Genomic DNA, 25,794 nt, shown 5'->3' on the forward strand with positions numbered 1-25,794 from the left:
GTGCGCTTCTAGTGGGCATATTCAGCCTTTCACGAGCCAGGTGCGCTCGGATTCGTTCAGTCGACGGGCAATCGCCTCGCGCAGGGCCGGGTTGGTGCGGATGCCCGGATCCCCCGAAACGAGATGGAAGGCGGCTTGTCGCGCCTCGGCAATCAGGTCGCCGTCCTCAGCCACCCGAAGAAAACGCAGGGACGTTCCCTCGCCGGATTGCATATCGCCGAGCACATTACCTTCCCGGCGGAGCGCCAGGTCGAGTTCGGCGAGCCGAAAACCGTCGAGGGTCGCGGCGACATCACCGATGCGCTGGCGGGAGGGCGAGCCGGTGCGGGAGTTGGTGACCAACAGGCACAGCCCGGGCACGCCGCCACGTCCGACCCGACCGCGCAGCTGGTGCAGTTGGGAGACGCCGAAGCGTTCAGCGTCGAGCACGACCATGGCCGAAGCGTTGGGCACGTCAACGCCCACCTCGATGACGGTCGTCGCGACGAGAACGTCGATCTCACCGGCGGCGAAGGATTGCATGATGCGATCCTTCTCCTCGCTCGTCATGCGCCCGTGCAGGGCCTCGATGCGGTACCCGGCCAGAGGCGCAAATCCACGCAGCCTCTCGTGCACGGTCTCAACGTTGGCGAGCGGAGTCTTTCTATCGTCCTCAGACGCGGGTGCCAGTTCGGCGTCTTCTTCAACCTCGGCGGGCGAAATTGCCGGGCAGACCACGAATCCCTGTCGCCCGAGAGCGAGCTCTTCGGCGAGCTTGGTCCAGATGCGCTGGAACCAGTCTGGGTGATCGGACAGGGGCACGACGATGCTCGTGATGCCCTGGCGCCCGGCCGGCAAAATGCGGATGGTGCTCACGTCGAGGTCGCCGAACACCGTCATGGCAATGGTGCGGGGAATCGGGGTGGCCGTCATGACGAGAACGTGCGGTGGCTCGGCGCCCTTCAGCCGCAGGGTTTCCCGCTGCTCGACGCCGAAGCGGTGCTGTTCGTCGATCACGATCAGCCCAAGGTCGAAAAACGTCACGGTGTCGCTGAGCAGCGCGTGGGTGCCGATCACGATGCGGGACTGGCCGGACACTGTGCGCAACAGGGCCTTGCGCTTCTGCGCGACTGGAAGTTTGCCGGTGAGCAGGGTCGGCATGAGTTCGGCCGCGAGATCGGGGCCGAGCAGGGTCGTAATCGACCGCAGATGCTGCCCGGCCAGCACCTCGGTCGGGGCCAACAGAGCCGTTTGGCCACCGCTGTCGGCCACGGCGAGCATTGCCCGAAGCGCGACCACGGTCTTGCCCGAACCGACCTCGCCCTGCAGCAGGCGGTTCATCGGGCCGGACTGGGACATGTCGCCTGCGATCTCGACCGCGCAGATCTCTTGGTCGACCGTGAGCACGAACGGCAGCGCGGCGTCAAAACGTTCGAGGTACCCGCCGGGCGTTGGTACCCGCGGACGGGTGCGACGCTCCCTGGCCAGGCTGTGCCGCTGCATCAGGGCGCACTGCAGCACCCAGGCCTCGGTGAACCGAAGGGTGTTTTGGGCGGCCATCCATTCGGCCGGATTGTCGGGGCTATGGATCCAGCGGATGGCCTCGGTGTGGGTCAGCAGGCCGTGTTCGGCCCGCAGATCGTCGGGAACAGGGTCGGGCAAAGTGTCCATGCGCCGCAGGACAAGGTCGATCATGGTCTGTAGACTCCAGCTGGTCTCCGAGGCCGTTGCCGCGTAGATCGGAATGAGCGGCTTGTGCCTCAGCCGAACGGACGGATCGTCGCGGGCCTCTTCTTCTTCACTCTCAAAGGTCTTGTACGCCGGGTTCGCCAGCTGGCTCTGGCCCTGATGCCTACCCACCTTGCCCGAGAAACTGCCACGCAGACCGGGACGCAATTGGTCAAGCCGCCACTGTTGGCTCTTCTTACCGAAAAACGTGAGGGTGAACTCGCCCCCGCCGTCAGAAATTACCACCTCAACGATTGTGCCCGGCTTCGACGACATGCGACGTTCTCGCACCGAAACGATATCGGCGATGACGGTGATGTTAGCTCCGGGCGTGACCTGATTCAGAGGCCGGAGTACCTCGCGGTCGGCGTAGTCGCGCGGGTAATGGCTCAGCAGGTCACCGACGGTCTCCATGGCGAAGGCCTTGCGCAGCGCGGTTGCCCTGGCCGGGCCGAGGGCGATCTTGAGGGTGGTGTCGAGGGTGAGCGGTTTGAGCTCGGGCGTCGGCAGAGAAGCACCATCGAATTCGGGGCCATGGGCAGCACTCGAACCGGTCATGGTTCCATGGTAAACCGGGCCTCCGACATTGCGTCGTGTGCGGCCACACGGGAACGGCTGCGGCTAGGCTCGGGAGGGTTATGACGCGAATTATTTCCGGGTTTGCCGGCTCTTTGACCCTGGCCGTTCCCAAGTCGGGCACGCGGCCCACGAGTGATCGCGTACGGGAAGCTATTTTCTCGGCCCTCGACTCGCGGGACGCCGTCTACGGCATGCGTGTGCTGGATTTGTACGCTGGGTCGGGCGCCCTGGGCCTCGAGGCTGCCAGTCGCGGAGCGCGAGTAGTGACGCTGGTCGAGAACAGCTACGGCGCGGCGGCCATGTGTCGCAAGAACGGCGAGGCCGTACAGCGGTCTGCACCGAAGGGCGCCGACCTGAAGATTGCGGTCTCCTCGCAGGCGGTCCAGTCGTTCTTGGCCGCTACGAAAGAGGGCTTCGACGTCGTGTTCATCGACCCTCCGTATGACCTCAGTGAGGTTGAGCTGGGCCACAATTTGAACGCGCTCGCCCCGTTGTTGGCCGACGACGCGCTCGTGGTACTCGAGCGCAGCTCACGCTCGCCCGAGCCGGAGTGGGGTACGGGACTCGAGCTTGAACGCCGCAAGGACTATGGCGATACGACCGTCTGGTACGCGTCGCCCGTCGAGCAGCCTGCGCCGTAGTTCGAGCGACGGCCAGCACGATTCTCGTACCGGGCACCGTCACAGTCGCTCTAGCCGGCGGAACCGTCCCAGCCGCGATAAGGGTCCCAGCCACCCTGGTCGTGCGGCGCCCCGTCGACGGTGATCGAGCCGGCCGGGAGTGCAACGGAAGCCGCGGTGACGATTCCGAGGCGGCGAAAACCGCGCGGCAGTGCCGTGTCTGGCCCGAAGGTGGCCAGCAATCCGTGGTCTTCGCCGCCGCCGAGCGCGACCTCGATGCGATCGCCGAGGCAGGCGGAAGCGAAGTTGATGGTCACACCACTGGCCCGGGCGATGCGTCCGGCGTCGATGGCGAGGCCGTCAGAGACATCGAGCATGGCGGTGGCGCCAGCCACGGCAGCTATCGGACCGCTCGCAATGGGCGGCACGGGAGTCAGCTGGGCGGCGACCTCGGCCGGGTGCGTGAGCTTGAGCGCATTGGCGCGAGCGAGGTTGGGCACTCCGTCGTCGTCGACGCCGAGGCGAAACAGCAGCTCGAGGCCAACGCCGGCGTCGCCGAGCCGCCCGGAGAGCGCCACGGTGTCGCCGGGGCGCGCGCCCGAGCGTACGACGGGCGCGCGCCCTTCGAGGTCGCCGAACGCCGTCACAGCGAGGGTCAGCGCGTCGGACGCCGACAGGTCGCCACCGACCACCCCGCAGCCGGGGGCGAGCGCCTCGCAGCAGTCTCGCAGCCCGTCAGCGATGCCCTCGAGCACCGACACCGGTGTTGATGGCGGAGCCGCGATCGCAACGACCAGGGCGGTCGGGCGAGCGCCCATGGCGGCAACATCGGAGAGATTGGTCGCTGCAGCTTTCCAACCGAGGTCGTGCGGTGTCGACCAGGCCAGGCGAAAGTCGGGACCCTGAATCATCATGTCGGTGGTGACGACGAATCGTCCGTCGGGCGCCGAGATGACCGCCGCGTCGTCGCCGGGGCCGAGCAGTTCGGCTGCCGCGGTCGGCAGCCGGGGAAAGATTCGTGCGAGCACGGCGCCTTCGCTGAGATCGGCGAGCGTTTCCGAAGCGGATGCCATCGGCTCGGGCCCACGCGACGGGTTGACCGCTGCAGACGCAGCCGACTCCGACACGGAAATTTTGGGCGCTTGCGATGCTGAAACTGGCGCTGCCGAGGCCAGTCGGGATGGCGTCGCAGGGGCTGGACGCGGGGCATCCGCAGAAGTCGTCATGTAAGAAACGGTAGCCTTAATGCGATGTCTCACCCATTCCTGCTCCTGCGCTCAGCTCCCGTACGTTCCGTCGCCGTCTTCAGCGTGCTCGCGAGCTCGCTGCTGCTGGCCGGTTGCGCCACTGTCGTGCCGTTGACGCCGGCCCCTGACGCCACCAACGTGGCCTGTGCCGACGTCATCGTGCACCTGCCATCCAGCGTCGCCGATGAGGCGGCCCGCGAAACGAACGCGCAGGGGACCGGCGCCTGGGGTGACCCGGCCGCGGTGCTGCTGCACTGTGGCGTTACGGTGCCGGAACCCACGACGCTGCCGTGCCTGAACATCAACGGCATCGATTGGATCGAAGACGACTCCGACGCCCCGACCTACCGCTACACGACGTATGGTCGCGATCCGGCCATCGAAATCGTGATCGACTCTGAACGGGTGAGCGGGTCGACGACGCTCATCGACGTGTCCAACGCGGTCGGGTATGTTCCCGCGACCGGCGCCTGTGTCGGCGCGGAAGATTTGAATCTCCCGACGGATGGAGCCACGAGCGCACCCTAGCCTCTGAGCGGAGGTCTCGCGAAGCCGCGTACCGCAGACCGGGTCGCGCTGGTCGATGGTGGTCTCGTATGCAAGCCTTGGATCGAGCCTGTCGAGATTTCGACCAACGGAGATGGCCCGTTTCGCAGACCGCGTCGCGCTGGTCGATGGCCAGCTTAAGTGCAAAGCGGCTAAATACGACGTCTGGATGGCTCTGCTCCGAGCGCGGCGGCGGGTTGGTTGCCTCCACTTCGCGCTGCGCGGGAGTTGCGCCGCTGCGCGGGACGCCCAACTCCCGCGTACTGGCGCAGTTCCCGCGCGGCGAACTGCGCGGGAGTTCTGGCCAGGCCACAACTCCCGCGCACTGGCGTACCTCCCGCGCAGGCAGCCTAATACGACGGATGCCGACGGACTCGGCAGGTCAGGAGCCGTGGCGGGCGTGGGCTATGGCCACAGCGATGAGTTCGTCGATCAGCTTGGGATAGGTGTAGCCGCTGGCCAGCCAGCAGCTCGGGAACATCGAGATGCTCGTGAACCCGGGCATGGTGTTGATCTCGTTGATCACCCAGCCGGTCGCGGTGAGAAAGAAGTCCACGCGGGCCAGGCCGGCGCCGCCGATCGCCTCGAACGCGGCAATGGCCAGCCGCTGCACCTCGGCCAGTTCCTCGGGTGCCAGCGGCGCCGGGCAGACCAGGTCGACGCCGGGCGCGTCGAGATACTTCGCGGCGAAATCGTAGAAGTCCCGGCCGGTCACCACGACCTCACCGGCCGTGGAGGCGCGCGTCGGCTCCCCCGGGCGCCCCTGCAGTACCGCAATCTCGAGCTCCCGACCGACCAGCCCGGATTCAATCAGCACCTTGTTGTCTTCGGCGAGCCCGACCGTCATGGCCTCGGCCAGTTGGTCCGGGGTCGACACCCGGCTGACGCCGACGCTCGAGCCGGCCCGCGCCGGCTTCACAAACGCGGGCAGGCCGAGCTGTTCCAGGGCCGCATAGGCCAAACCGGGAGCCGTTACCCAGTCATCCGCTGTGATGGTGCGCCACGGCGCAACGGGCAGGGCAGCCTGTTGAAAAACGGTCTTGGCGAAGTGTTTGTCCATGCCCAAAGCGGATGCAAGAACTCCCGACCCGACGTAGGGCAGGCCGAGCAGATCGAGCAGGCCCTGGATGGTGCCGTCCTCACCGAACGGTCCATGCAAAATCGGGAATATAAGGTCGACCGGGCCAAGCGTTCGCTCACCGGACGCGTCGACGACAGTCAATTCCCGGCTGGACGCGCTCTCCGGCCACCGCACGCGGGTGCCGTTGTCCGCAACGACCGGCAGCGCTGAGGCGTTGAGGGCAAACTTGGCGGGGTCGTTTTCTTCGAGCACAAAGGCACCGTCCCGGGTGATTCCGACCGGGATGACCGTGTACGCATCAGGGTCGAGGGCTGCCAGCACCCCGCCCGCCGTGGCGCAGCTGATCGAGTGTTCGCTGGAACGCCCCCCAAAGAGAAGCACCACCGTGAGCTTGTCCATCGTCAAGTGTCCTTTCGCCCTGCGGTTCGCCGGAGTCAGTTGTGAGGTGCGGCGCAATGTCGCGGGGATTGAGCGTGCCGTCGAGTACCTGACGTACCTGTTCGACGATGGGCATCTCGACGCCCTTGGCGCGTGCGAGTTCCAGAATCGGCTTGACCGAGGCGAGGCCTTCGGTGGTCTGCTGCATCTGCTTGACGACGTCGTTAATGCTGTATCCCTGGCCGAGCAGCCGGCCCGCTGTGTTGTTGCGCGACAGCGGCGACTGGCAGGTGGCTATGAGGTCACCGAGGCCGGCCAGTCCGGCCAGAGTCTCGGGCTGAGCGCCGTAGGCGACCGCGAAGTCGGTCATTTCGACCAGACCACGCGTGATGATCGAGGCCTTGGTGTTCTCGCCGTAGCCGACGCCGTCAACGATGCCGATGGCGACCGCGATGAGGTTTTTCAGCACGCCGCCGAACTCGGTGCCGATGACGTCGGTGTTGACGTAGGAGCGGAAGTAGCGGTTGGTCGCCAGTTTGGCCACGGCCTGCGCCGTTTCCAGGCTCGCCGAGGAGACGACAGCGCCGGTCGGCTGTTCCTTGGCGATTTCCAGCGCGAGGTTGGGACCACTGATCGCCGCGATGCGGTCGGGGTCGATGCGGAGCACCTCTTCGATCACCGAACTCATGCGCATGCCGGTTGCGCGTTCGACACCCTTCATCAGCGAGATGATGATCGCGTTCTCGGCCAAATACGGTTCGACCTGTTTCAGGTTTTCGCGCAGCGACTGGCTGGGCACCGAGACGAACACCATTTCGGCCCCGGCCAGCGCCAGCTCGAGACGGCTCGTGGCGCGCAGCCCGACGGGCAGGTTCACCCCGGGCAGGTAGTCGCTGTTGCGGCGCGCTTCGGAGATTTCCCGGGCCAACTCGGGGCGGCGAGCCCACAGAACGACATCGGCACCGCTATCCGTCAGAATTTTGGCGAAGGTCGTTCCCCAACTGCCCGCGCCGAGCACGGCCACCCGGGTGCCTGGTTGAATCTTCGGCAGCTGGGGGGTTCTAGGCTTCAAAACGACCGGTCTCTTTCTGGTTGTGCTCCGACGGATTCCATCGTTTGACCGGGGCTTTCTCGCCGCGCAAGTCTTCCAGCAACGCAGTGATGGCGAGCATCACGACGGCGGTCGCCTCGTTGAGCGTCGCCGTGTCGAGGCTGCGTCCCCGAAACTGCGCGAGGTCGATCGGGTCGCCGATCTTCACTGTGATGGTCTTACGCGGAAACAGGTGCACCTTCTTGGAATACCGTTCCATCAGGTGCTGCGTGCCCCAGTGCGCGGCCGGCACGATCGGAATCCCCTGTTCCAGCGCGATGCGCACGGCGCCGGTCTTGCCGCGCATCGGCCACAGGTCGGGGTCACGGGTGAGTGACCCTTCCGGGTACACCACGACGATCTGGCCCTTATCGACCAGACGCTGGGCGGCTTTGACCGGCTCACTCCCGCGCACCGATCCCCCGCGCTGCACCGGAATCTGCCCCGACTTGGTCAGCACCCAGCCGATGACCGGGATCTTGAAAACGGATGCCTTCGCCAGAAACCGAGGCAACCGCCCCAGCTTCCAGGCCACGACCCCCATGACCACGGGATCGATCTCGCTGTAGTGGTTCGGCGAGAACACGAACGCGCCGCTCCGCGGAAACTTGTGGGCGTCGATAATCTCGTAGCGGGCGGCGAGGTTCATCACCGGCAGAATCAACCCGGCGAGAATCCAGAATGCCGAAGGGCGGCTCTTCTCCGAACGAATTTTGGTAGTCGACTCGGGAATTGCGGGCACGTCGTTATTTTCAGGCACGCGCCTATTATCCTTCGAGATCGAAGTCCGCCCCCAAAAGCCGCAGCTTGCCGATGAAGTTTTCGTAACCTCGGCTGATGATTCCCACGTTGCTGACCGTGGACGTGCCGTCGGCCGAGAGCGCCGCGATCAGGTGGCTGAAGCCGCCGCGCAGGTCGGGTACGACGATATCGGCGCCGTACAGCTTGGTCGGGCCGGTGATGACGGCGGAATGGTTGAAATTGCGCTGACCGAACCGGCACGGATGACCGCCGAGGCATTCCTTGTGAATCTGAATGGTCGCGCCCATTTCGACGAGGGCGTCAACGAAGCCGAAGCGCTGCTCGTACACGGTTTCATGCACGATCGACGTGCCGTGAGCCTTGGTCAGCGCGATGACAAGCGGCTGCTGCCAGTCCGTCATAAAGCCGGGGTGGACATCCGTTTCAATAATGACGGGCTTCAAATCGCCGCCCGGGTGATAGAAACGGATACCGTCGTCACAGATATCGAAAGCGCCGCCGACCTTGCGGAACACGTTGAGGAAAGTGATCATTTCGGGCTGGCGGGCGCCGCCGACGAAGATGTCTCCGTCGGTGGCGAGGGCCGCTGCAGCCCAACTGGCGGCCTCGTTGCGGTCGAACAGCGCGCGGTGGTTGTAGCCGAGCAGGCGTTCGACGCCCTCGATGCGAATCACCCGGTCGGTGTCGACCGTGATGATGGCGCCCATCTTCTGCAGAATGTTGATGAGATCCATGATCTCGGGCTCGATCGCCGCGCCCTTGAGCTCGGTGATGCCGTCGGCCCGCACCGCGGTGAGCAGCACCTGCTCGGTGGCTCCGACGCTCGGGTAGGGCAGTTCGAGCTTGGCGCCCTTGAGTCCGTTCGGCGCCGACATGCGGATGCCGTTGGGCTGCTTCTCGACGACGGCACCGAACTTACGCAGCACCTCGAGGTGAAAGTCGATCGGGCGGTCGCCGATGCGACAGCCGCCGAGATCGGGGATGAACGCTTCGCCGAGGCGATGCAGCAGCGGGCCGCAGAACAGGATCGGGATGCGCGAGGAACCGGCATGGGCGTCGATCGCGGCGAAGTGCGCGCTCTCCACGTCAACCGGGTCGAGGACCAGGGTTCCGGGTTCGTCGCCCTCGGTGACCTTGACGCCGTGCACCTCGAGCAGCCCGCGAACGATCCGAACATCGCTGATATTCGGAACGTCCTTGAGCACGCTCGGGGTCTCACCGAGGAGGGCGGCGACCATGGCCTTGGTGACGAGGTTCTTCGCCCCCTTCACCTCGATGCGGCCGACCAGGGGAATTCCCCCTCGAATGGTGATCTTGTCAGCGGTCAGGCCGACAGATGCTCCGTGGTTTGCAGCGCTCCCCCGCTCATTCGCGTCGTCGTGGTTTCGAGCGTCGTTCAACTTCTTCGCCTCGTCGGTTTCGCTACGATCTGTTTCGCGCAGAGTGCTCACAAGTTACCTGTCCTGGTGCAAATTAGTGCAAATGCAAATTACATCAAATTAATTCTGGAAGATTCGGGGGAAAGGGCGGGAAGGGTGCGGGGCAACCAGGATTCGCGTTTGGTTTCAAATTCACTGATTCGCGCTTCGTCACGCAGGGTCAGCCCGATGTCATCCAGACCTTCGAGCAGCCGCCATCTAGTGTAATCATCGATTTCAAAATTCACCGTCAGATCGCCGACACGCGCGGTTTTACTGACCAGATCCACGGTCAACTCCACGCCCGGATCGCACTCGACCAGGTTCCACAGGGTTTCAGCATCCGCTTCGCTGATCTGACCGGCGAGCAAGCCCTGCTTGCCCGAGTTGCCGCGAAAGATGTCGCCGAAGCGGGGGCTGAGCACTACGTCGAAGCCGTAATCGCGCAGCGCCCAGACGGCGTGCTCCCGCGAGGAACCGATGCCGAAGTCGGCGCCGGCGATGAGTATCCGACCGCCCTGGTACTCCTTCTTATTGATCACGAATTCGGGGTCGAGGCGCCAGGCTGCAAACAGGGCGTCTTCGAAGCCGGTGCGCGTGACACGCTTGAGGTGCACGGCCGGGATGATCTGGTCAGTGTCCACGTTGGATCGGCGCAGCGGCACCGCGATGCCGGTGACGGTGGTGAATTTCTGCATGTTACTTAGTCTCCATCCTGAACGAGGTCCCACGGGCTTGAGAGCGTGCCGCGAATGGCCGTGGCGGCCGCGACGAGCGGCGACACCAGGTGGGTACGCCCGCCCTTGCCCTGTCGTCCTTCAAAGTTGCGGTTACTGGTCGACGCGCAGCGTTCGCCAGGTTCGAGCTGATCGGGGTTCATGCCGAGGCACATCGAGCAGCCAGCGAAACGCCATTCGGCGCCGAAATCGAGGAAGATCTGGTCGAGCCCCTCGGCTTCGGCCTCGATGCGTACCCGGGCCGAGCCAGGAACGACCATCATGCGCAGTCCCTCCGCCTTGGTCTTGCCCTTGATGATCTCGGCGGCGGCCCGCAGGTCTTCGATCCGGCTGTTGGTGCAGGAGCCGAGGAAGACGGTATCGACCCGAATCTGCTTCATCAGCGTTCCGGCCGTCAGGTCCATGTATTCCAGGGCCCGCTCGGCCGCCGAGCGCTCATTGGCGTCGACGATTTCGGCGGGGTTCGGCACCGATCCGCTCAGCGAGACGCCCTGGCCGGGGTTGGTGCCCCAGGTCACGAAGGGTTCGAGCTCGTTGGCGTCGATGATGACCTCGGCGTCGAAGCTGGCACCCTCGTCGGTGGCCAGGGTCTGCCAGTACGCGACGGCCGCGTCCCAGTCGGCGCCGCGCGGTGCGTGGGCGCGACCCTTGAGGTAGTCATAGGTGACCTGGTCTGGCGCGACCATGCCGGCGCGGGCGCCGGCCTCGATCGACATGTTACAGATGGTCATGCGGCCATCCATGGAGAGAGCGCGAATGGCCTCGCCACGGTATTCGAGCACGTAGCCGGCTCCGCCGCCGGTGCCGATCCTGGCGATCACGGCGAGGATGATGTCTTTCGCGGTGACCCCGGTACGCAGTGCGCCGTTGACGGTGATCGCCATGGTCTTGAACGGGTTCAGCGGCAGCGTCTGGGTCGCCATGACGTGCTCGACCTCGCTCGTGCCGATGCCGAGCGCCATCGCTCCAAAGGCTCCGTGGGTGGAGGTGTGCGAATCGCCGCAGACCACGGTGATGCCGGGCTGGGTCAGGCCGAGCTGCGGGCCGACGACGTGCACGATGCCCTGCTCGATGTCACCGAGCGAGTGCAGCCGTACCCCGTATTCGGCGCAGTTGCGGCGCAGCGTCTCGATCTGGGTGCGGCTGGTCGGGTCGACGATGGGCTTGTCGATCGCGAGCGTCGGCGTGTTGTGGTCTTCGGTCGCGATGGTCAGATCCGGCCGGCGCAGCGGCCGGTTGGCCAGGCGCAGTCCGTCGAAGGCCTGCGGGCTGGTCACCTCGTGCAGCAGGTGCAGGTCGATGTAGATCAGGTCGGGGGTTCCGTCTTCACCCTTGGTGACGAGGTGCTTGTCCCAGACCTTCTCAGCGAGCGTGCGCAGGCCGACGTCGGAACTAATAGTCGAAGTGGGTATTACGTTGGTCATTTTGAGCGTCTTCCTCACGAATCGATGGCAGCCACGCCGAACGCCGCGACGAGGGAGGCCTCAGTACAGGGACTCGTCGCGGCAGATAAGAAGTCGGTTCAGCACCACGGATTCAGGGTAACACCTCCCCCAGCGGCCCGGTTCGCGCTGCTCAGCTGACCGTCGACTCCACGTAGATGACGCTCACGTTGTCACGTCCACCGTGTTCGATCGCAGCATCGACGAGAATGTCGGCCATGCTGCGCCCGTCAACAGCCGAGTGGATGTCCGTGGCCAGCAACCGCGCAATCGTCACGTCGTCGAGTTCCTTGGTCAGCCCGTCGGAGCAGATCAGGAACGCCTGCTCCCCCGAAGCGGGCAGCAGCCAGACATCCGCGTCGACGAATTCGTCGGCGCCGATGGCCCGAGTGATGACATTGCGTTCCGGGTGCTTCTCGGCATCCGCTCGAGAAATCAGGCCGGCATCGACCATCTCCTGCACGGCGGAGTGGTCGATCGACAACTGGGTCAGAACGCCATCGGACCAGGTGTAAACCCGGGAATCCCCGACGTTGAAGGCCATCCAGTGATAACCGACCTCGTCGCCGGCATCGACCAGCGCGATCCCGGCCAGGGTCGTTCCCGACACAGCGGTGCCCGAGTCGCCGTCAGCGCTGAGATCACGCACGGCATCGTTCGACGAGTGGATGGCATCCAGAATGCGCTCCGGGGTGGACGGCAGGTCGCGGGCGATGTGCTCGTCAAACACGCCCAGCACGGTCTGACTGGCGACGTCACCCTGGGCGTGTCCGCCCATGCCGTCGGCCACCAGAAAGACCGGAGACTGCGCGAGAACGCTGTCCTCATTGACCTTGCGTACGTTGCCCACCTCGCTGCGCACGCTGAACACGAGACGGGCGGTGCTGCTGGAAAATTCGATGGTGCTCTGTTGATTCAGAGTCATGAATCCCCCGTTCGCCGCCACCTGGCCTCGTTCAATCATTCCCCAGCGTTGACCGAAATCTCTTCGGCGAGCGTGTGCCCACGCTGGAGGGCATCGTGACGGGCCTTGATCAGGCTCGCAATCGTTGCCACGGCCATGCTACCGATGATCACGCCGAGCGAAGTCCAGGTGTCGATCTCGGGTGCCCACAACATGGGGTCGCCGCCGTTGATGAAGAATACCTCGTTGGTGTGCATCGCGTGCAGCACGAGCTTGACGCCGATGAAGCCGAGGATGACGGCGATACCGTACTTGAGGTATTCGAGGCGTTCGAGCAGTCCGCCGAGCAAAAAGTACAGCTGCCGCAGGCCCATCAGGGCGAAGAGGTTGGCCGTGAAGACGATGAACGGGCTTTGGGTGATGCCGAAGATCGCCGGAATGGAGTCGAGCGCGAAGATGAGGTCGGTCGTACCGATCGCGATGAACACGATCAGCATCGGGGTGAAGACCTTCTTGCCGTCGATCAGCGTGCGCACCTTGGAACCGTCGAATTCCGAGGACATGCTAATGCGGCGACGGAGCAAACGGATGACGCCGTTTTCTTTCTCTTCGGTTTCTTCCTCCGACGAGAACGCCTGCTTCACCGCGGTGTAGAACAAGAACGCGCCGAAGATGTAGAAGATCCAGGCGTAGCTCTCGATCAGCTGGGCACCGAGCAGAATGAAGATTCCACGCAGCACGAGGGCGATGATAATGCCCACCATCAGCACTTCCTGCTGGTACTTTCTCGGCACCGAGAACCGGGCCATGATGATCACGAAGACGAACAGGTTGTCGATCGACAGGCTGTACTCGGTAAGCCAGCCGGCCAGGAATTGGCCGGCGTGTTCGGCGTCGCCGAGCACCAGCATCAGGAGCGCGAAGATCAGCGCGAGTCCCACATAGAAACCGACCCACAGTCCGGCCTCTCGCATGCTCGGAACGTGCGGGCGCTTGTAGACGATGAGCAGGTCGGCGACCAAAATCAGGGTCAGAACGACGAGGGATCCGGCTTCGAACCAGAGAGGGAGAGCGAGTTCCACGGGGGCCTTTCAAGAAATGACGGGAGTCAGGTGTTACAGAACCCGAAAGTCTCTCCCGCACCGAAAGCTTCCGTTGGGAGCCCATCGATACCACCGCGACCGGGGCCCCGCCAGTGCGGCCCGTATTGACGATCGCGACATAGGACCCGATCGGGCCCAGAGGGATACTCCCCTTCGCTTGCAAAATTCTAACAGTGTGCTGGTCGCGCCCAGCACTCGACCTCGGTCGCCGCGGCGCCACCTATAGTTGGACCTTATGACTATGGACCGGGTTCGATGACGGCCGCTGGCCCCCCGCGCGAGTATCTCGACTGGTCCGAAAACGGAGTGTCGGCCTCCGCGCTCTGGCGATCGGCCAACGGCGCCCCGGCCCCGAAACGTGTCGTGCCGGTTGACGACACCATCACAGCGGATGCCGCCTACCGGCTGGCCTCACAGGGTGTCGCCCTGCTCTGGACCAGCGATTTTCAGAACGCCCGCCAGATTCTGACCGCTCTGGAACACCGCACCCGGCCCCGCCCCGACAAAACCCAGCGCCCCACCGCCGAACTGTTCTACCGCTACCGGCAGAACCGGTCGCACCGGGCGCGCATTCTCAGCCTGCTGCTGGTCCCGCTGGAGATCGGCAACATCATCGGACTGCGCCGGGCTCCCGACGTGGTCGCCGCCACAGTGGCGGCCTATGGGAGCATCGCGGAGGCATCCGTTGTGTCGCTGCACGAGGTGCTCGGCACGATCGGTGCACACCAGTGGCGCACCAAGGGCATTCGCGTCGCCGCGCTGAACGCCTCGATCTACCCGCACTACGGCACCTTTTTTCCGGTGCGCAGCGAATACGTCTACCTCGTGGCGACGGCTCCGCTGGCCGCGCCGCGGGTGGCCTTCGACATCGGCACCGGCACCGGAGTGCTTGCGGCGGTGCTGGCGACGCGGGGCGTACCACGGGTGATCGCGACCGATCTCGAGCCGCGCGCCGTGGCATCCGCTCAAGATACGGTGTCCCGACTGGGGCTCTCCGGGCGCATCGAGGTGCAGTTGACCGACCTGTTTCCCGAGGGGCGTGCCGATCTGATCGTCTGCAACCCGCCGTGGATACCGGCGACCGCGCATTCCCTGCTCGACGCTGCTGTCTACGACCCCGGCTCGCGCATGCTCAGGGGCTTCCTGGCCGGCGTGATCGACCACCTGGAGCCGAACGGCGAGGTGTGGCTGGTACTCTCCGATTTCGCTGAACTGGTCGGGCTGCGCACTCGCGCTGACCTCATGACCGTGATCGACACCGCCGGCCTGCGGGTGATCGGTGCGCTCGAAGCGGCCGCCGTGCACTCCCGGGCGACCGACACGAGCGACCCGCTGCACGCGGTGCGTCAGAGCGAGGTCACCTCGCTCTGGCGCCTTCGCACCAAATAGCACCGGTTAAACAGAAATGCCCGGCCCCTTCAACAAAAGGGAACCGTGCAATTGTGACCCCAGCGGGATTCGAACCCGCGTTACCGCCGTGAGAGGGCGATGTCCTAGGCCGCTAAACGATGGGGCCGTTTTTGCAACTTACCGAGTATGCCACACGGACCAGCGCAGTTCCAAACTGAGCGCACACGGCGCGTCGCGACAGCGGCAAAACAGCAATCACGACAGCGGATGCTGTTGCGCCACGACTCGAATCGCGGTTAGCTCGGGGACATGAAACTGACCAAGCTGGAGCATGCCGCCCTGATCCTCGAGCTCTCGGGCAAGAAGCTCTACATCGACCCCGGTTCGTTCACCACGGCGCTCACCGGCACGGCGGGCGCTGTCGCCGTCGTTATCACCCACGAACACGCCGACCATTGGACCCCGGAACAGCTGGGCCGGATCGTCGAAATGAACTCCGACCTGCGCATCTTCGCGCCGGCCGGAGTCGCTCGGGCGATCGCCGCCTTCAATGCCGATCTCGAGGTGACGACGGTGCAGGCCGGGGACGAGATCGAGGTCGCCCCGTTCAGCCTGCGCTTCTTCGGGGCGACGCACGCGATCATTCACGAGTCGATTCCGGTCATTGACAACGTCGGAGTGCTGGTCAATGACGAGTTCTACTACGCCGGTGACGCCTTCACGGTTCCCGAGGGCGTCACGGTCGGCACACTCGCCGTTCCGGCCGCGGCGCCCTGGATGAAAATGAGTGAAGCGATGGACTACGTTTTGGCCGTCCAGCCGAAGCGCAGCTTCACGACCCACGAGATGCTGCTGTCCCGGGCCGGGAAAGACCTGTCCAACGCACGAATCCAAGGTGTCACCGAGCAGGGTGGCGGCGAATTCTTCGCGCTGGAACCGGGAGACAGCCTCGATCTGTAGCTGCGACAGCGCACTTCCCGTCAGCCAATTTGCAGCTACTGCAAATTAGAGTGCAGTTACTGCATTTTGTAGTATCTAGCACCGAACTGAGGGACGCCCGATGGACTCCGAGTGGGTAATTGATGCGCAAGGCCTGGAGAAATCCTACGGCTCTGGCACGAGCCGGTTCGACGCGCTGAAGGGCGTGTCCGTGCAGATCGCGCCGGGCGAGACCGTGGCGATCGTCGGCAAGAGCGGGTCGGGCAAGTCCACCCTCATGCACCTGCTCGCCCTGCTCGACGAACCCGACAAGGGAACGCTGCAGGTCGCCGGCCAGGACGCCAAGTCGCTGTCCAAGCGCGCCGTCAACGCACTGCGCAATAAGGAATTCGGCTTCGTCTTTCAGCAGTTCTTTCTCACCCCCAACGTGAGCGTGCTCGACAACGTCATCCTCCCGCTCAAGATCGCCGGCATGGGCGGCAAGGAACGCCGCCGCATCGGCATGCAGGTTCTTACGCAGCTTGAGCTCGCCGACAAGGCCGGCAACAAGGCCACGACCCTCTCGGGCGGGCAGAAGCAGCGCGTCGTCATCGGACGCGCCCTGGTCAATTCGCCGCGCGTGATCTTCGCCGACGAACCGACCGGCAACCTCGACACCGCCACCGGCGCCGTCGTCGAAGACATCCTGTTCGACCTGAACCGCAGCCAGGGAATCACCCTCGTCATCGTCACCCACGACGAGGATCTCGCCGCCCGCTGCGACCGCCAGATCTACATTCGCGACGGACTCGTCGTCTCCCAGCTGGCCACCCACGCCCCCGCAGCACACAGCACTGCAGCAATGAACACCGCCGGAGGCGCAGTATGAGACCCAAAGACCTCGTCGCCACCGCGATCTCCAATACCTTTCGCAGCAAGCTCCGCACGACGCTGACCGTGCTGGCCATCTTCGTCGGCGCCTTCACCCTCACCCTGACCAACGCGGTCGGCGCCGGCGTCAGCCAGTACGTCGACGCCCAGGTCGGCGCCCTCGGCTCGCCCGACGTGTTCATCATCACCCAGGCCAGCGATGCGACCGCCGCCGGCGACGGCCCGGTCGAATATGACGCCGAGAGTTCCGCGTCGGTCTCCAGTCGGCAAGGTCCCCCCGGCACCACGACCAAGGCTCTGACGGATGCCGACCTCCGGGCGATCGCCGAAGCGTCCGGCATCGAGTCGGTCGACCCGATCCGCTCGGTGCAGCCCGACTACGTCGAATACGACTCGGGCACACCGTACGAGTTCAGCATCAACGCCACCTCGGCGGTGACCACGGCCGACCTCACGGCGGGCGGGCAGCTCGACGGCAGTGCTGAGGAGGCGCAGCTGGTGCTGCAGGACACCTTTGTGACTCCGCTCGGTTTCGCCTCCGCGGATGACGCGGTGGGGGCATCCGTTTCTATTGGGATCACCGACATTCTCGGCGAGAAGCACGTGGTCGACGCCACCGTCGTCGGCGTCTCGCTCGAGAGTCTGCTCGCTGCCGGGGCCGGAGCCAATGATGCCCTGATCGCCGAACTGGCGGAGGCGCAGTCCGGCGGCATCGACACCGCCGTCACGAGCTACGGCGTGGCCGTCGCCCACTTCGATACCGCGCTCTCCGCCGCGGGCATTAGCGCGCTCAAGGCCGACCTCGCGACCGAGGGCTATTCCGCCAGCACCATCGAGGACCAGCTCGGCGCTGTGCAGACCGTGATCAACGGCATCGTCGGTGTGCTCAACGCCTTCGCCGTGATCGCCCTGATCGCCGCGGCATTCGGCATCATCAATACCCTGCTGATGAGCGTGCAGGAACGCACCCGCGAGATCGGTCTGATGAAGGCCATGGGCATGAGCGGTGGCAAGGTTTACACCCTGTTCAGCCTCGAAGCCATTTTTATCGGGTTCCTCGGCAGCGCCATCGGGGCCGGTGTGGCCATCGGACTCGGCTCTGCGCTGAGCGCCGTGCTGTCGCAGGGCTTCCTCTCCGGGCTGCCCGGGCTGAATATTCTGTTGTTCGAACCGATGTCGGTGGCCTTCGTCATTCTGCTGGTCATGGTGATCGCGTTCCTCTCTGGAACCCTTCCGGCCCAGCGAGCCGCCAAGCAGAACCCGATCGAGTCGCTGCGCTACGAGTAGCGCCGGCAATCCGATAAAGCACACCGATGAACCAGGACGAGTCATGATCGACACCCCCACCACCTCCACTCGAACGCGCTCCCGCGAGGACAAGCACCACGCGACGAGCTTGCGCGTGGAACGGAGCGCGGTCAGCCTCGTCCTGGAACACGGTTTCGACAACGTCACGGTGGATATGATCTGCACCGCGAGCGGCATCTCGCAGCGCACCTTCTTCAACTACTTCAAGACGAAGACGGCCGCCATTATCGGTGCCGAACCGCCGACCATTGACGAGGCAAACGCTCGCGAGTTCATCGCAGCGCCGGGAGACGATCTGTTGCCCGACGCGCTCGCGCTGATGAGCGCGATGGGGCCGCCGGACGGCATCGACGAGCAGCTCTTCACCGACCGAATTCAGATCTTCGGCCTGCATCCGCAGCTCCTGCAGGAGCAGATGGAACGGATGACTCGGGTCACCGATGAGGTCGCTGAGCTCGTCTACCTGCGACTAGCCCGAGGGGTCGACACAGACACAGAAACCGACGCTGACCGAGTCTTTCGACACGGCCAGGCCGAGCTGCTCACGCACGCCTTGCTGGGCGTGCTGCGGTTCATGGCGCTGCAGTGGATTCCCTGCCCCCAGTTCGGAGCGACGGCCGACACGAGCCAGGAGGATGGTCGGGAACGCCCCACCCGGCTGACCCCGGCCGAGGCGCTGGACCGCACGGTCACTCTCCTCCGGCAGACGCTGAGCATCCCGGGTCTATAGGAGCTGACCCTGCTCGGTGTCGGATTCGACCGGTAGCCACTTAACGAGAGCCGCGCGCAATTTGGCCAGGTGCAGCGGCCGCATGAGGTAATCGTTCATGCCGACCGAGCGCGACTGGTCAGCATCGCTGCCGCGCACCGCGCTCGCGGTCACGGCCAGAATCGGCATCCGCGTACCGGGCAGCTCGGCCCCCCGAATAGCCGAGGCCAGCTCGTAACCGTTCATCTTTGGCAGGTGCAGAGCGGTGATCACCAGGTCGTAGTCGCCGCTCGTCCACCGCGCGAACGCGAGCGCACCGTTGTCGGTCACATCCGCTTCGTAGCCCAGCAGGTGCAGCTGCCACAGGATGAGCTTCTGGTTGGTCAGGTTGTCCTCGGCCACGAGGATGCGGATCGCGCCCGGTGCGCGAACCGCGGCCCGGCTTTCTGGGGAGGGCGAGGCATCCGCTTCTGTGCTGGCCTGCTCGAATTCGTTCCCGCGCTCGAGAACATCCCGGGTGAGCGATCCCGCTTCGTGCGACGCGACCTCATCGTCCACCCGCAGCATGAGCCAGTTGATCGCGTCCTGAAGCTCCTGATAGTGCAGGGGCTTGGTGATGTAGGCGTCGCAGCCAGCGGTGCGGGCCTTTTCCTGGTCTCGGCTCATGGCCATGGCGGTCAGCGCAATCACCGGGATGTCGGCGGTCACCGGGTCGTTCTTCAACTCGGTGGTGGCGGCGAAGCCATCCATTCCTGGCAACTGGATGTCCATGAGAACCAAGTCGGGAACTTCGACCCGGGCCAGCAACAATCCACTCTCGGCATCGACCGCTTCCAGTGTCGAATACCCGGCCCGTCGCACCAACAGCTTGGCCAGTTTCATATTGATCGGGTTGTCTTCAATAATCAGAATCCTGGCCACTATTCATCACCCAGATCCAGGCCCGAATTTAGCGCTCGCTTCACCTCGGCTATGAAGGCCGTTCGATTGAAATTCTCGGTTCCCAGCACGCGCACGGGCTGGGTCGGGTCGCTGTCGACGGCGGCCAGCTCCTGCTTGGTGAGCCGCTTACCGGTGACCACGAGCACGGGAATGTGTTCGGTATTCGGGTCACTCTGCAGGGCCAGCACCACCTGATAACCGCTAAACCCTTCCATCATCAGGTTGAGCAGCACCAGGTCAGGATGCAGACGCTGCGCCATCGCGATCGCATCATTCTTGGTGAACGCGCGTTCCACGGCGTACTCCGGGCGAGTCAGGAACCGGGCAATCACATCAACGGTTTCGGGGTCGTCATCGGCCACGAGAACCCGCCGCGTGCGGAGCGCGTCCGGGCCGAGACCCAGCACGTTCAACGATTTCTGCAGAGCTGCCCGACTGATCGGTTTCTCCAACACGGCCGCCGCACCGTGGGTCAGGGCCAGGGCCATATCGGTATCCCCTGCGATGATCACGATGGGAACCGCCGCCAGATCCGCGAACTCGTGCAGCCGAATCAAGAATCCCCACCCGTCCATTCCCGGCAAGCGGATGTCCAGGGTGATCAGGCTGAGTTGTTGGTGCGGAGCGAGGGCGAGGCCTTCCTCGCCGCTGGGGGCGACGATGACGCGAAACCCCTCAGCCTCGAGCAGCAGCCGCAGTACCTCTGCGCTCTTGGCGTCATCCTCGATGACGAGGGCAACGTGTTTCTCCGACTTCACTTCATGTTCCTGCTGCGCCTGCGACCTGGCGGCCGGCTGGCCGGTCGTGGTCGAATGCACCTGCCGGTCGGGTTCAACCGGCGTTACCGCTTCCGGCTCGGCCGACTTTGGCGCGACGGCAGCCGGTGCCGGGTTAAACGGATGCGGCTTGGGCCGGTCGGTTGCGCCCGCCACCTTGCTCGCCGGTGCCGACTCGCGATCGGTGGTCCCCGTCAATTCGTCTCCCGGCGCCGACCAGGCCGGTGCGACCTGATCGGTGGCTCCCAGCGGCAGCCACACGATAAAGGTCGAGCCCTCGCCCTCGGCGCTGGCCACGGCCACCGTTCCGTCCTGAATCCCCACCATCTCCTTGACCGTGGCCAGACCGAGGCCGGTGCCCTCGAACCGTCGGGCCAGGGTGCTGTCGATCTGGCTGAAGGCGAGAAAAAGTTTCGACATATTCTCGGAGGAAATGCCCATGCCAGTGTCGTCGACGCGAATTTCGAGGAAGTCCAAAACTGTGCTGGCGGGCAGCGGAAAATCGTGCACGGGCCACGAACCGGCAATTTTTCCGACGGCGCTCCGCGGCACCCGTTTGGCCATCAGGGTGACATTCCCATGGTCGGGCGTGAATTTGACCGCGTTCGACAGCAGATTATAGACGATTTGCTTGGTTTTGCGCATATCGAGGAGCGGCACGCCGAGGTCTTCTGCACCCTCGAAGCGCAACTGGATATCGTGCGCGGCCGCTCCGTCGCGCACAATCAGCAGGCTCTGCTCGAGCAACAAGCGCACATCAACGGGTTCCAGCTCGATCTCCATCATTCCAGCCTCAACCTTGGACAGGTCGAGAATGTCATTGATCAGATCGAGCAGGTGATGTCCACTGGTGAAGATATCTCCGATATAGTCCCGCTGGGAATCGCTCATATCACCCATGAGCCCGTCTTTGAGCGCCTCGGAGAACCCGATGATCGCATTCAGGGGCGTGCGCAATTCGTGCGACATCGTCGCGAGAAACTCCGTTTTCATCCGGCTGGCGTGTTCCAACTCGATGTTGGTCTCCTTAAGCGCCCGTTCGAACCGCTTCCTCTCGGTCACATCCCGGGCAGATGCGAACACGCCCTGAACGACCCGGTCGCGATCGTAGAACGTTGCCGCGTTGTAGGAGACATCCGTTTCATCGCCGTTGAGCGCTTGCACCGTGAGCTCGTAGTCGTTGACCCGGCTCTCGGTGAGGGCCCGCTGAATTGCCGTGTCGGCCCGAGCCGGGTCGGTGAAGAAATTGCGGCAGGGCGCGCCAATGAGTTCGTCCCGCGTTCGGCCGGTCAGTTCGATCATCTGCTGATTGACGTCGGAAATGATTCCCAGGGTGTCGGTCATCATGAGCGCGTCGATATTCGACTCGATCAGTGAGCGCGTATAGAACTGCTGGTCGCGCAACCGCTGGTCCAGCACGGATTGGGCGACCTCCACCTGCTTGCGCGACGTGTTGTCGGTAGCGATCAGCAGGTAGCCGATAATGGCGGCGTCTTCATCACGCAGCGCGGTGACCGAGACGATGGCCGGAAACCGGCTGCCATCCTTGCGAATCTTGGTGATTTCATAGATGTCTTCAATACCGCGACTCGCCTTATAAACGAGTGCTTCGAATCCGGGCTGGATCGTGGTGCCGAACTCCAGGCTCAGCTGGGCCGCCCGCATAATAATCTCTTCCGGATCGTGGATCTCGGCCGGAGTGATCTTGTTCACCACTTCCTCCGCCGTATAGCCGAGCATCCGCTGTGCACCGACATTGAAGATTTGGATGACGCCCTGGGCGTCGGTGGCGATGCTGGAGAAGTTGGCACTGTTGAAGATCGCGTCCTGCAGACTCACCGTCTGCTGCAGCAAATTCTTCGCCAGAAGCGCCTCTTGCGCTACCGCGCTGTCTCCACCGGGAAGGTTCGCCTCGACCGTAGCTGTGGAATCAGCGGCGGCGGACGGCCGGGAATGATTCTTGCGGTTGTGGGGGGACATAGTCATCACGCCTTCCGTGATCTATAGAGTGCGCTGTGAGCGTGCGGTGCTGGAACGCTTCACGGTATGGCAAAAGAGGCTCGCGGTCGGCAACCTCGCCTCGCTGGATTGCCGCGAGTCGACCGGGGGAATTTCCCTCACTTAAATCTATATCACGAATCGTCAAAATGACCCCTCATCGGGGGTAGTTAAGCTGGTCGGGTCGCGGCCAGGTGTTGTGTCGATTTCGGCAGAACGCGCCGAGAAACCCACATCTGGCATCCGCTTGAATTACACAATTTCACTCTGCCCTGATAAGTCCAAGAAAATCTGATCGGACTTTTTGCCCACGAGTGCAATCCAGTGTCAGTCCACTCGCACTACTCAGCGCTCCCGCGGTGGAATACCGACGAGGGCCCGTCACCGGTTAGTCCGAAACACCATCCAGCCGGCGCATCCCGGGCAGCCCTGAACGAGTCTTGGCAACGGTCGCGGGTCGAACTAATCTCAGAAGCAGGAACCCCAATAAAAGGTATCGATGGCCGAGTTCTTACCCATCCAGCCGTGCCTGTGGTTCGACGACACGGCCCGCGAGGCAATGGAATACAACGTTGACGTGTTCCCCGATTCGCGGATCAATTCGATCGTCGAGTACCCCAACGCGGCGCTCGACGAACACTTCGCCGGAATGACCGGCAAGGTGCTGAACGGTTCATTCACCCTGAACGGAGTGGATTTCGTTTGTCTAGACGGCGGGCCCGTTTTCACGTTCAACGAGTCGATCTCGTTCGTGGTGTTGTGCAAGGACCAAGGCGAAATTGACGCGTACTGGGCCTAGCTCTCCCACGTGCCCGATTCTGAGCAGTGCGGCTGGTGCAAAGACCGATTCGGTATCAGCTGGCAGATCATCCCCGAGAATATGGCCGATCTGACTCGCCGACCCGAGCAGATCGGCATGATGATGGGGGCCAGAAGAAGGTTGTGATCGCGGAACTCGAGAACGCCTGAGCATTTCGTTCCCCGGTACTCATCGATCAGATCCAGAGCGGATGCCTCGGCGGCGAGAGTTGCGCCGGCGATGTCGCCGTCACCCGGCGAGCGAAATACCTTCTTGGGCTCGGTCCAGCATTTGTTCAGGGCTCAAGATTGCGGAACTGGAATTGCAGACGAACCGAGCCATCGAGCGGCAGCACGAGAGTTGTGTTGTGGTTGTCCCAGGTGTTGGGGATGAGAAACATGCGATCACCGCCGACAATGAGGAGTCGCAGCCCCCAATAGCGGAACCGAAACGTCTCGTCGGCCGACGCGGGCAGCTCGATTTCGTTCACCCGCGCCTCGTCCGGGAGGAAGAGCCGCTCCTCGGTGTCGACAATGACGCTGGGAAGGTTGTCAGGGCGCCGCGCCTGTTGCTGGGCGAGACCCAGGCCCGACCACTGCGCGACCGTGGCCGTCGCCCAGAACACGCAGGCGGCGACCGCAGCCCAGAGCAGCACGACGACGCCCGTCGGCGGGCGGTGACTCGCACCGACTGTGCGAGCCAGGAACCGCACGGTACCCAGGGAGTACGCTGCGATCGCGCCGCCCAACGCCAGGACGAGCGGAGTGACGAGCGGGTAGTAGCCCCATCCAGCCAGGATCGGATAGGCGAGGAGCAGGACGACCCCTACGCCGAGGATGACCAGGCCGACGACGACGCCCCGCCTCACCGCAGCCGCGAAGCCGGCTCGGCTCGAGCGGCGTCGGATCTGCGCGTGCCAGGCGATCAGGGCTGCGCCGACCAGCGCGAACACGAGAAGCGGCACCAAGAGCGGCTGTGGGCTGCGCATCACGTAGTCTTGCGTGCTCAGGCCGATGACGTCGACGTCGATGCCGAAGTAGTCGTACTGGGCCCGAGACGAAACGTAGCCGAAATAGAAAAGCAGGGCGCCCAGAAGCGTCGCCGGAGCGATGATGCTGCCGAGAACGTTCAACCCGCGTTCGAACTGTGCACCACCCTCCCTCTCCCCCGGTTCGGGCATCAGGCGGGTCCGCTCATAGTCGCTCCCAAGCTCTCATCCGCGGGAGGTGCATCGGCGACGGGAGGCGTGTCGAGGGGGATGCTGAGGTTGCTCTCGGTGACTAACGCGGACAGGAATTTCGCGCACTCAAAGGTCTCACCCTCAGTGCAGGTGACCTCGCCGGCGATGCTCACGTCCAGCTGCACATCCGGCGAACTCGGCTGCTTGCCGGTCGGCGCGATCGCCAGATCGCAGGTCTGGTTGGCGACGTCGAAGATGAACCCGATGCACGGCGGATTCTCGCCGCTGCATCCAGAATCGGCGAGCGCGTAGACGTCGTCCGTGAAGGTGGCACCGCTGATCCAGATCTGCACATTCTCCGGAATCCTGGAGTTATCCTGTTCGACGATCCAGTTCACCGTTACGCAATTGTCGGCAAACGTATTTTCGTCAAAACTCACATTGCCGCCGATTGGGAGCTGCGCGAGCTCGACCGATACTTTGCTTCCGCCGGTGTCGGGAGGCGGCGCAGCAGGCGGCGCCGGCGACGATGTGCTCGGCCCTGACACGCTGGGGGCGTTCGGGGTGACCTCGGGCTGGGGCTGGGCGACGGCACACCCCGCCAGGGCCGCCCCCACGAGGGCGATCTCGACGAGAACGACGCCGATGACTGAAAATGTCCGTCGTGCATCCATGACAACCTCCCCGTGGAGGGTGACGACGAAGCGAAGCGGATGCCGGCCGCGTTCACTCCGGAACGCCACTGATGTTGTGAGTATCCCCCCAGACTGGCTTGCGGGCAACCTATGGACAACATGAGGGTCACCAGGTCTCAAAGCTGGGGCGTCCGTTCACGTTGCTCAGGATTCGCGTCCGGAAAATTAGCCGCTTTCGATCCTCAACGCTGCCAGGTTAGGACCTGCTCAAACGTCCACGCTTGACTCCGTACCGCAGGTATCTCACGCGACGACGCATATGCGCCGATATGGCGGTCCCGAGCGAGTCTGCCGCCACTCCTCGAGCGTGCGGTGTCTGGAAACAAGAAATGCCCCTGGTTTCCGCGGAAACTCAGGGGCTAGTGCTGGGGTACCTGGACTCGAACCAAGAACAAATGATAGGCGTCGGGGTGGTGGTGCGCACCTGCATATGGGGCAGACTTCCGCGGAATTCCGCGGTTCTCATGGACTTTAGTGTCCGCGCTGTACGGCGAGATACGGCCTGAATCTGGTCAGATTTAGGGGTTTATGGTTCGTTTGTGGTCACGTACACCTTGACGGTGTCTGTTTGCTGCCCGCGCACCCGGGTGGCCGCGGCCACCACGGCCACGACC

General features: G+C 64.0%; 22 protein-coding genes and 1 tRNA gene. 8 read left to right on the forward strand and 15 right to left on the reverse strand.

Features of this window, described 5'->3' with window-relative positions; translation table 11 throughout:
• Window positions 1-21: 21 nt before the first annotated feature.
• Window positions 22-2,265 (reverse strand): ATP-dependent DNA helicase RecG, encoded by a 2,244-nt coding sequence (locus E3T31_RS16360; protein WP_134470307.1) that lies wholly within the window; start codon window positions 2,263-2,265, stop codon window positions 22-24.
• Window positions 2,266-2,345: 80 nt separating this feature from the next.
• Between E3T31_RS16360 and rsmD the strand changes: the two genes are divergently transcribed.
• Complete coding sequence (gene rsmD, locus E3T31_RS16365) at window positions 2,346-2,927, forward strand: 16S rRNA (guanine(966)-N(2))-methyltransferase RsmD (protein WP_134470309.1); 582 nt, start codon at window positions 2,346-2,348, stop codon at window positions 2,925-2,927.
• Between the two features lie 50 nt (window positions 2,928-2,977).
• Here rsmD and thiL read toward each other — a convergent pair whose 3' ends face one another.
• On the reverse strand, window positions 2,978-3,979 hold the full coding sequence (thiL, locus tag E3T31_RS16370; protein WP_134470571.1) for a thiamine-phosphate kinase: 1,002 nt from the start codon (window positions 3,977-3,979) through the stop codon (window positions 2,978-2,980).
• A gap of 177 nt (window positions 3,980-4,156) precedes the next feature.
• Here thiL and E3T31_RS16375 point away from each other — a divergent pair, with 177 nt between their 5' ends.
• Window positions 4,157-4,681, forward strand: a complete 525-nt coding sequence (locus E3T31_RS16375; RefSeq protein WP_134470311.1) for a DUF3515 family protein — start codon at window positions 4,157-4,159, stop codon at window positions 4,679-4,681.
• 400 nt (window positions 4,682-5,081) lie between these two features.
• Here the strand turns inward: E3T31_RS16375 and E3T31_RS16380 are convergent, their stop codons facing one another.
• The 8 genes from E3T31_RS16380 to E3T31_RS16415 all read right to left on the reverse strand — a co-directional run bounded on the left by E3T31_RS16380 (window position 5,082) and on the right by E3T31_RS16415 (window position 13,593).
• On the reverse strand, window positions 5,082-6,179 hold the full coding sequence (locus E3T31_RS16380; protein WP_134470313.1) for a D-alanine--D-alanine ligase family protein: 1,098 nt from the start codon (window positions 6,177-6,179) through the stop codon (window positions 5,082-5,084).
• Window positions 6,079-7,230 (reverse strand): NAD(P)H-dependent glycerol-3-phosphate dehydrogenase, encoded by a 1,152-nt coding sequence (locus tag E3T31_RS16385; protein WP_241978056.1) that lies wholly within the window; start codon window positions 7,228-7,230, stop codon window positions 6,079-6,081. The genes E3T31_RS16380 and E3T31_RS16385 overlap by 101 nt, the downstream gene beginning before the upstream one ends.
• Window positions 7,220-7,960: a 1-acyl-sn-glycerol-3-phosphate acyltransferase gene (locus E3T31_RS16390; protein WP_241978074.1), complete on the reverse strand. Its 741-nt coding sequence runs from the start codon at window positions 7,958-7,960 to the stop codon at window positions 7,220-7,222. The genes E3T31_RS16385 and E3T31_RS16390 overlap by 11 nt, the downstream gene beginning before the upstream one ends.
• A gap of 55 nt (window positions 7,961-8,015) precedes the next feature.
• Complete coding sequence (gene murA, locus E3T31_RS16395) at window positions 8,016-9,338, reverse strand: UDP-N-acetylglucosamine 1-carboxyvinyltransferase (RefSeq protein WP_241978075.1); 1,323 nt, start codon at window positions 9,336-9,338, stop codon at window positions 8,016-8,018.
• Window positions 9,339-9,499: 161 nt separating this feature from the next.
• A complete protein-coding gene (gene leuD, locus E3T31_RS16400; protein ID WP_134442494.1) occupies window positions 9,500-10,126 on the reverse strand; it encodes a 3-isopropylmalate dehydratase small subunit in 627 nt (208 codons plus the stop codon).
• Between the two features lie 5 nt (window positions 10,127-10,131).
• Window positions 10,132-11,589 carry a 3-isopropylmalate dehydratase large subunit gene (leuC, locus tag E3T31_RS16405; RefSeq protein WP_134470315.1) on the reverse strand — a complete coding sequence of 486 codons (1,458 nt, stop codon included), beginning with the start codon at window positions 11,587-11,589 and terminating at the stop codon, window positions 10,132-10,134.
• 151 nt (window positions 11,590-11,740) lie between these two features.
• The gene (locus tag E3T31_RS16410; RefSeq protein ID WP_134470317.1) at window positions 11,741-12,532 is read right to left on the reverse strand and encodes a PP2C family serine/threonine-protein phosphatase; all 792 of its coding nucleotides are present in this window, start codon (window positions 12,530-12,532) and stop codon (window positions 11,741-11,743) included.
• Between the two features lie 35 nt (window positions 12,533-12,567).
• Entirely contained in the window at window positions 12,568-13,593 is a 1,026-nt protein-coding gene (locus E3T31_RS16415; RefSeq protein ID WP_134470319.1) for a TerC family protein, read from the reverse strand.
• Between the two features lie 276 nt (window positions 13,594-13,869).
• Here E3T31_RS16415 and E3T31_RS16420 point away from each other — a divergent pair, with 276 nt between their 5' ends.
• Window positions 13,870-15,003 carry a class I SAM-dependent methyltransferase gene (locus E3T31_RS16420; protein WP_134470321.1) on the forward strand — a complete coding sequence of 378 codons (1,134 nt, stop codon included), beginning with the start codon at window positions 13,870-13,872 and terminating at the stop codon, window positions 15,001-15,003.
• A gap of 54 nt (window positions 15,004-15,057) precedes the next feature.
• On the opposite strand, the gene E3T31_RS16425 is transcribed toward E3T31_RS16420, so the two are convergent.
• Window positions 15,058-15,130 (reverse strand) — tRNA-Glu (locus tag E3T31_RS16425).
• Window positions 15,131-15,273: 143 nt separating this feature from the next.
• On the opposite strand from E3T31_RS16425, the gene E3T31_RS16430 reads away from it, so the two are divergent.
• The 4 genes from E3T31_RS16430 to E3T31_RS16445 all read left to right on the forward strand — a co-directional run bounded on the left by E3T31_RS16430 (window position 15,274) and on the right by E3T31_RS16445 (window position 18,811).
• Complete coding sequence (locus E3T31_RS16430; protein WP_134470323.1) at window positions 15,274-15,924, forward strand: MBL fold metallo-hydrolase; 651 nt, start codon at window positions 15,274-15,276, stop codon at window positions 15,922-15,924.
• Window positions 15,925-16,024: 100 nt separating this feature from the next.
• Window positions 16,025-16,771 carry an ABC transporter ATP-binding protein gene (locus E3T31_RS16435; RefSeq protein ID WP_134470325.1) on the forward strand — a complete coding sequence of 249 codons (747 nt, stop codon included), beginning with the start codon at window positions 16,025-16,027 and terminating at the stop codon, window positions 16,769-16,771.
• Window positions 16,768-18,060: an ABC transporter permease gene (locus E3T31_RS16440; RefSeq protein ID WP_134470327.1), complete on the forward strand. Its 1,293-nt coding sequence runs from the start codon at window positions 16,768-16,770 to the stop codon at window positions 18,058-18,060. Before E3T31_RS16435 ends, E3T31_RS16440 begins: the two co-directional genes overlap by 4 nt.
• Window positions 18,061-18,103: 43 nt before the next feature.
• On the forward strand, window positions 18,104-18,811 hold the full coding sequence (locus tag E3T31_RS16445) for a TetR/AcrR family transcriptional regulator (protein ID WP_134470329.1): 708 nt from the start codon (window positions 18,104-18,106) through the stop codon (window positions 18,809-18,811).
• On the opposite strand, the gene E3T31_RS16450 is transcribed toward E3T31_RS16445, so the two are convergent.
• Together E3T31_RS16450 and E3T31_RS16455 are read right to left on the reverse strand one after the other, a co-directional pair.
• Window positions 18,806-19,711, reverse strand: a complete 906-nt coding sequence (locus E3T31_RS16450) for a response regulator (RefSeq protein ID WP_134470331.1) — start codon at window positions 19,709-19,711, stop codon at window positions 18,806-18,808. The genes E3T31_RS16445 and E3T31_RS16450 overlap by 6 nt on opposite strands.
• Complete coding sequence (locus E3T31_RS16455) at window positions 19,711-22,488, reverse strand: response regulator (RefSeq protein WP_134470333.1); 2,778 nt, start codon at window positions 22,486-22,488, stop codon at window positions 19,711-19,713. Before E3T31_RS16455 ends, E3T31_RS16450 begins: the two co-directional genes overlap by 1 nt.
• 517 nt (window positions 22,489-23,005) lie before the next feature.
• Between E3T31_RS16455 and E3T31_RS18440 the strand changes: the two genes are divergently transcribed.
• Window positions 23,006-23,305, forward strand: a complete 300-nt coding sequence (locus E3T31_RS18440) for a VOC family protein (protein WP_241978057.1) — start codon at window positions 23,006-23,008, stop codon at window positions 23,303-23,305.
• A gap of 295 nt (window positions 23,306-23,600) precedes the next feature.
• Here the strand turns inward: E3T31_RS18440 and E3T31_RS16470 are convergent, their stop codons facing one another.
• Window positions 23,601-24,485: a hypothetical protein gene (locus E3T31_RS16470; protein ID WP_198417044.1), complete on the reverse strand. Its 885-nt coding sequence runs from the start codon at window positions 24,483-24,485 to the stop codon at window positions 23,601-23,603.
• Entirely contained in the window at window positions 24,485-25,159 is a 675-nt protein-coding gene (locus tag E3T31_RS16475) for a hypothetical protein (protein ID WP_134470335.1), read from the reverse strand. The genes E3T31_RS16470 and E3T31_RS16475 overlap by 1 nt, the downstream gene beginning before the upstream one ends.
• Window positions 25,160-25,794 lie beyond the last annotated feature (635 nt).

It is taken from the genome of Cryobacterium sp. TMS1-13-1 (genome assembly GCF_004403125.1).
Classification (GTDB): domain Bacteria; phylum Actinomycetota; class Actinomycetes; order Actinomycetales; family Microbacteriaceae; genus Cryobacterium; species Cryobacterium levicorallinum.

Excerpts from the sequence above, each read along its gene's own strand:
- E3T31_RS16360 (WP_134470307.1), bottom strand. The coding sequence starts at position 2,265 with ATGACCGGTTCGAGTGCTGCCCATGGCCCCGAATTCGATGGTGCTTCT.
- rsmD (WP_134470309.1), top strand. The coding sequence starts at position 2,346 with ATGACGCGAATTATTTCCGGGTTTGCCGGCTCTTTGACCCTGGCCGTT.
- thiL (WP_134470571.1), bottom strand. The coding sequence starts at position 3,979 with ATGGCATCCGCTTCGGAAACGCTCGCCGATCTCAGCGAAGGCGCCGTG.
- E3T31_RS16375 (WP_134470311.1), top strand. The coding sequence starts at position 4,157 with ATGTCTCACCCATTCCTGCTCCTGCGCTCAGCTCCCGTACGTTCCGTC.
- E3T31_RS16380 (WP_134470313.1), bottom strand. The coding sequence starts at position 6,179 with ATGGACAAGCTCACGGTGGTGCTTCTCTTTGGGGGGCGTTCCAGCGAA.
- leuD (WP_134442494.1), bottom strand. The coding sequence starts at position 10,126 with ATGCAGAAATTCACCACCGTCACCGGCATCGCGGTGCCGCTGCGCCGA.
- leuC (WP_134470315.1), bottom strand. The coding sequence starts at position 11,589 with ATGACCAACGTAATACCCACTTCGACTATTAGTTCCGACGTCGGCCTG.
- E3T31_RS16410 (WP_134470317.1), bottom strand. The coding sequence starts at position 12,532 with ATGACTCTGAATCAACAGAGCACCATCGAATTTTCCAGCAGCACCGCC.
- E3T31_RS16420 (WP_134470321.1), top strand. The coding sequence starts at position 13,870 with ATGACGGCCGCTGGCCCCCCGCGCGAGTATCTCGACTGGTCCGAAAAC.
- E3T31_RS16430 (WP_134470323.1), top strand. The coding sequence starts at position 15,274 with ATGAAACTGACCAAGCTGGAGCATGCCGCCCTGATCCTCGAGCTCTCG.
- E3T31_RS16435 (WP_134470325.1), top strand. The coding sequence starts at position 16,025 with ATGGACTCCGAGTGGGTAATTGATGCGCAAGGCCTGGAGAAATCCTAC.
- E3T31_RS16440 (WP_134470327.1), top strand. The coding sequence starts at position 16,768 with ATGAGACCCAAAGACCTCGTCGCCACCGCGATCTCCAATACCTTTCGC.
- E3T31_RS16445 (WP_134470329.1), top strand. The coding sequence starts at position 18,104 with ATGATCGACACCCCCACCACCTCCACTCGAACGCGCTCCCGCGAGGAC.
- E3T31_RS16455 (WP_134470333.1), bottom strand. The coding sequence starts at position 22,488 with ATGTCCCCCCACAACCGCAAGAATCATTCCCGGCCGTCCGCCGCCGCT.
- E3T31_RS18440 (WP_241978057.1), top strand. The coding sequence starts at position 23,006 with ATGGCCGAGTTCTTACCCATCCAGCCGTGCCTGTGGTTCGACGACACG.
- E3T31_RS16470 (WP_198417044.1), bottom strand. The coding sequence starts at position 24,485 with ATGCCCGAACCGGGGGAGAGGGAGGGTGGTGCACAGTTCGAACGCGGG.
- E3T31_RS16475 (WP_134470335.1), bottom strand. The coding sequence starts at position 25,159 with ATGGATGCACGACGGACATTTTCAGTCATCGGCGTCGTTCTCGTCGAG.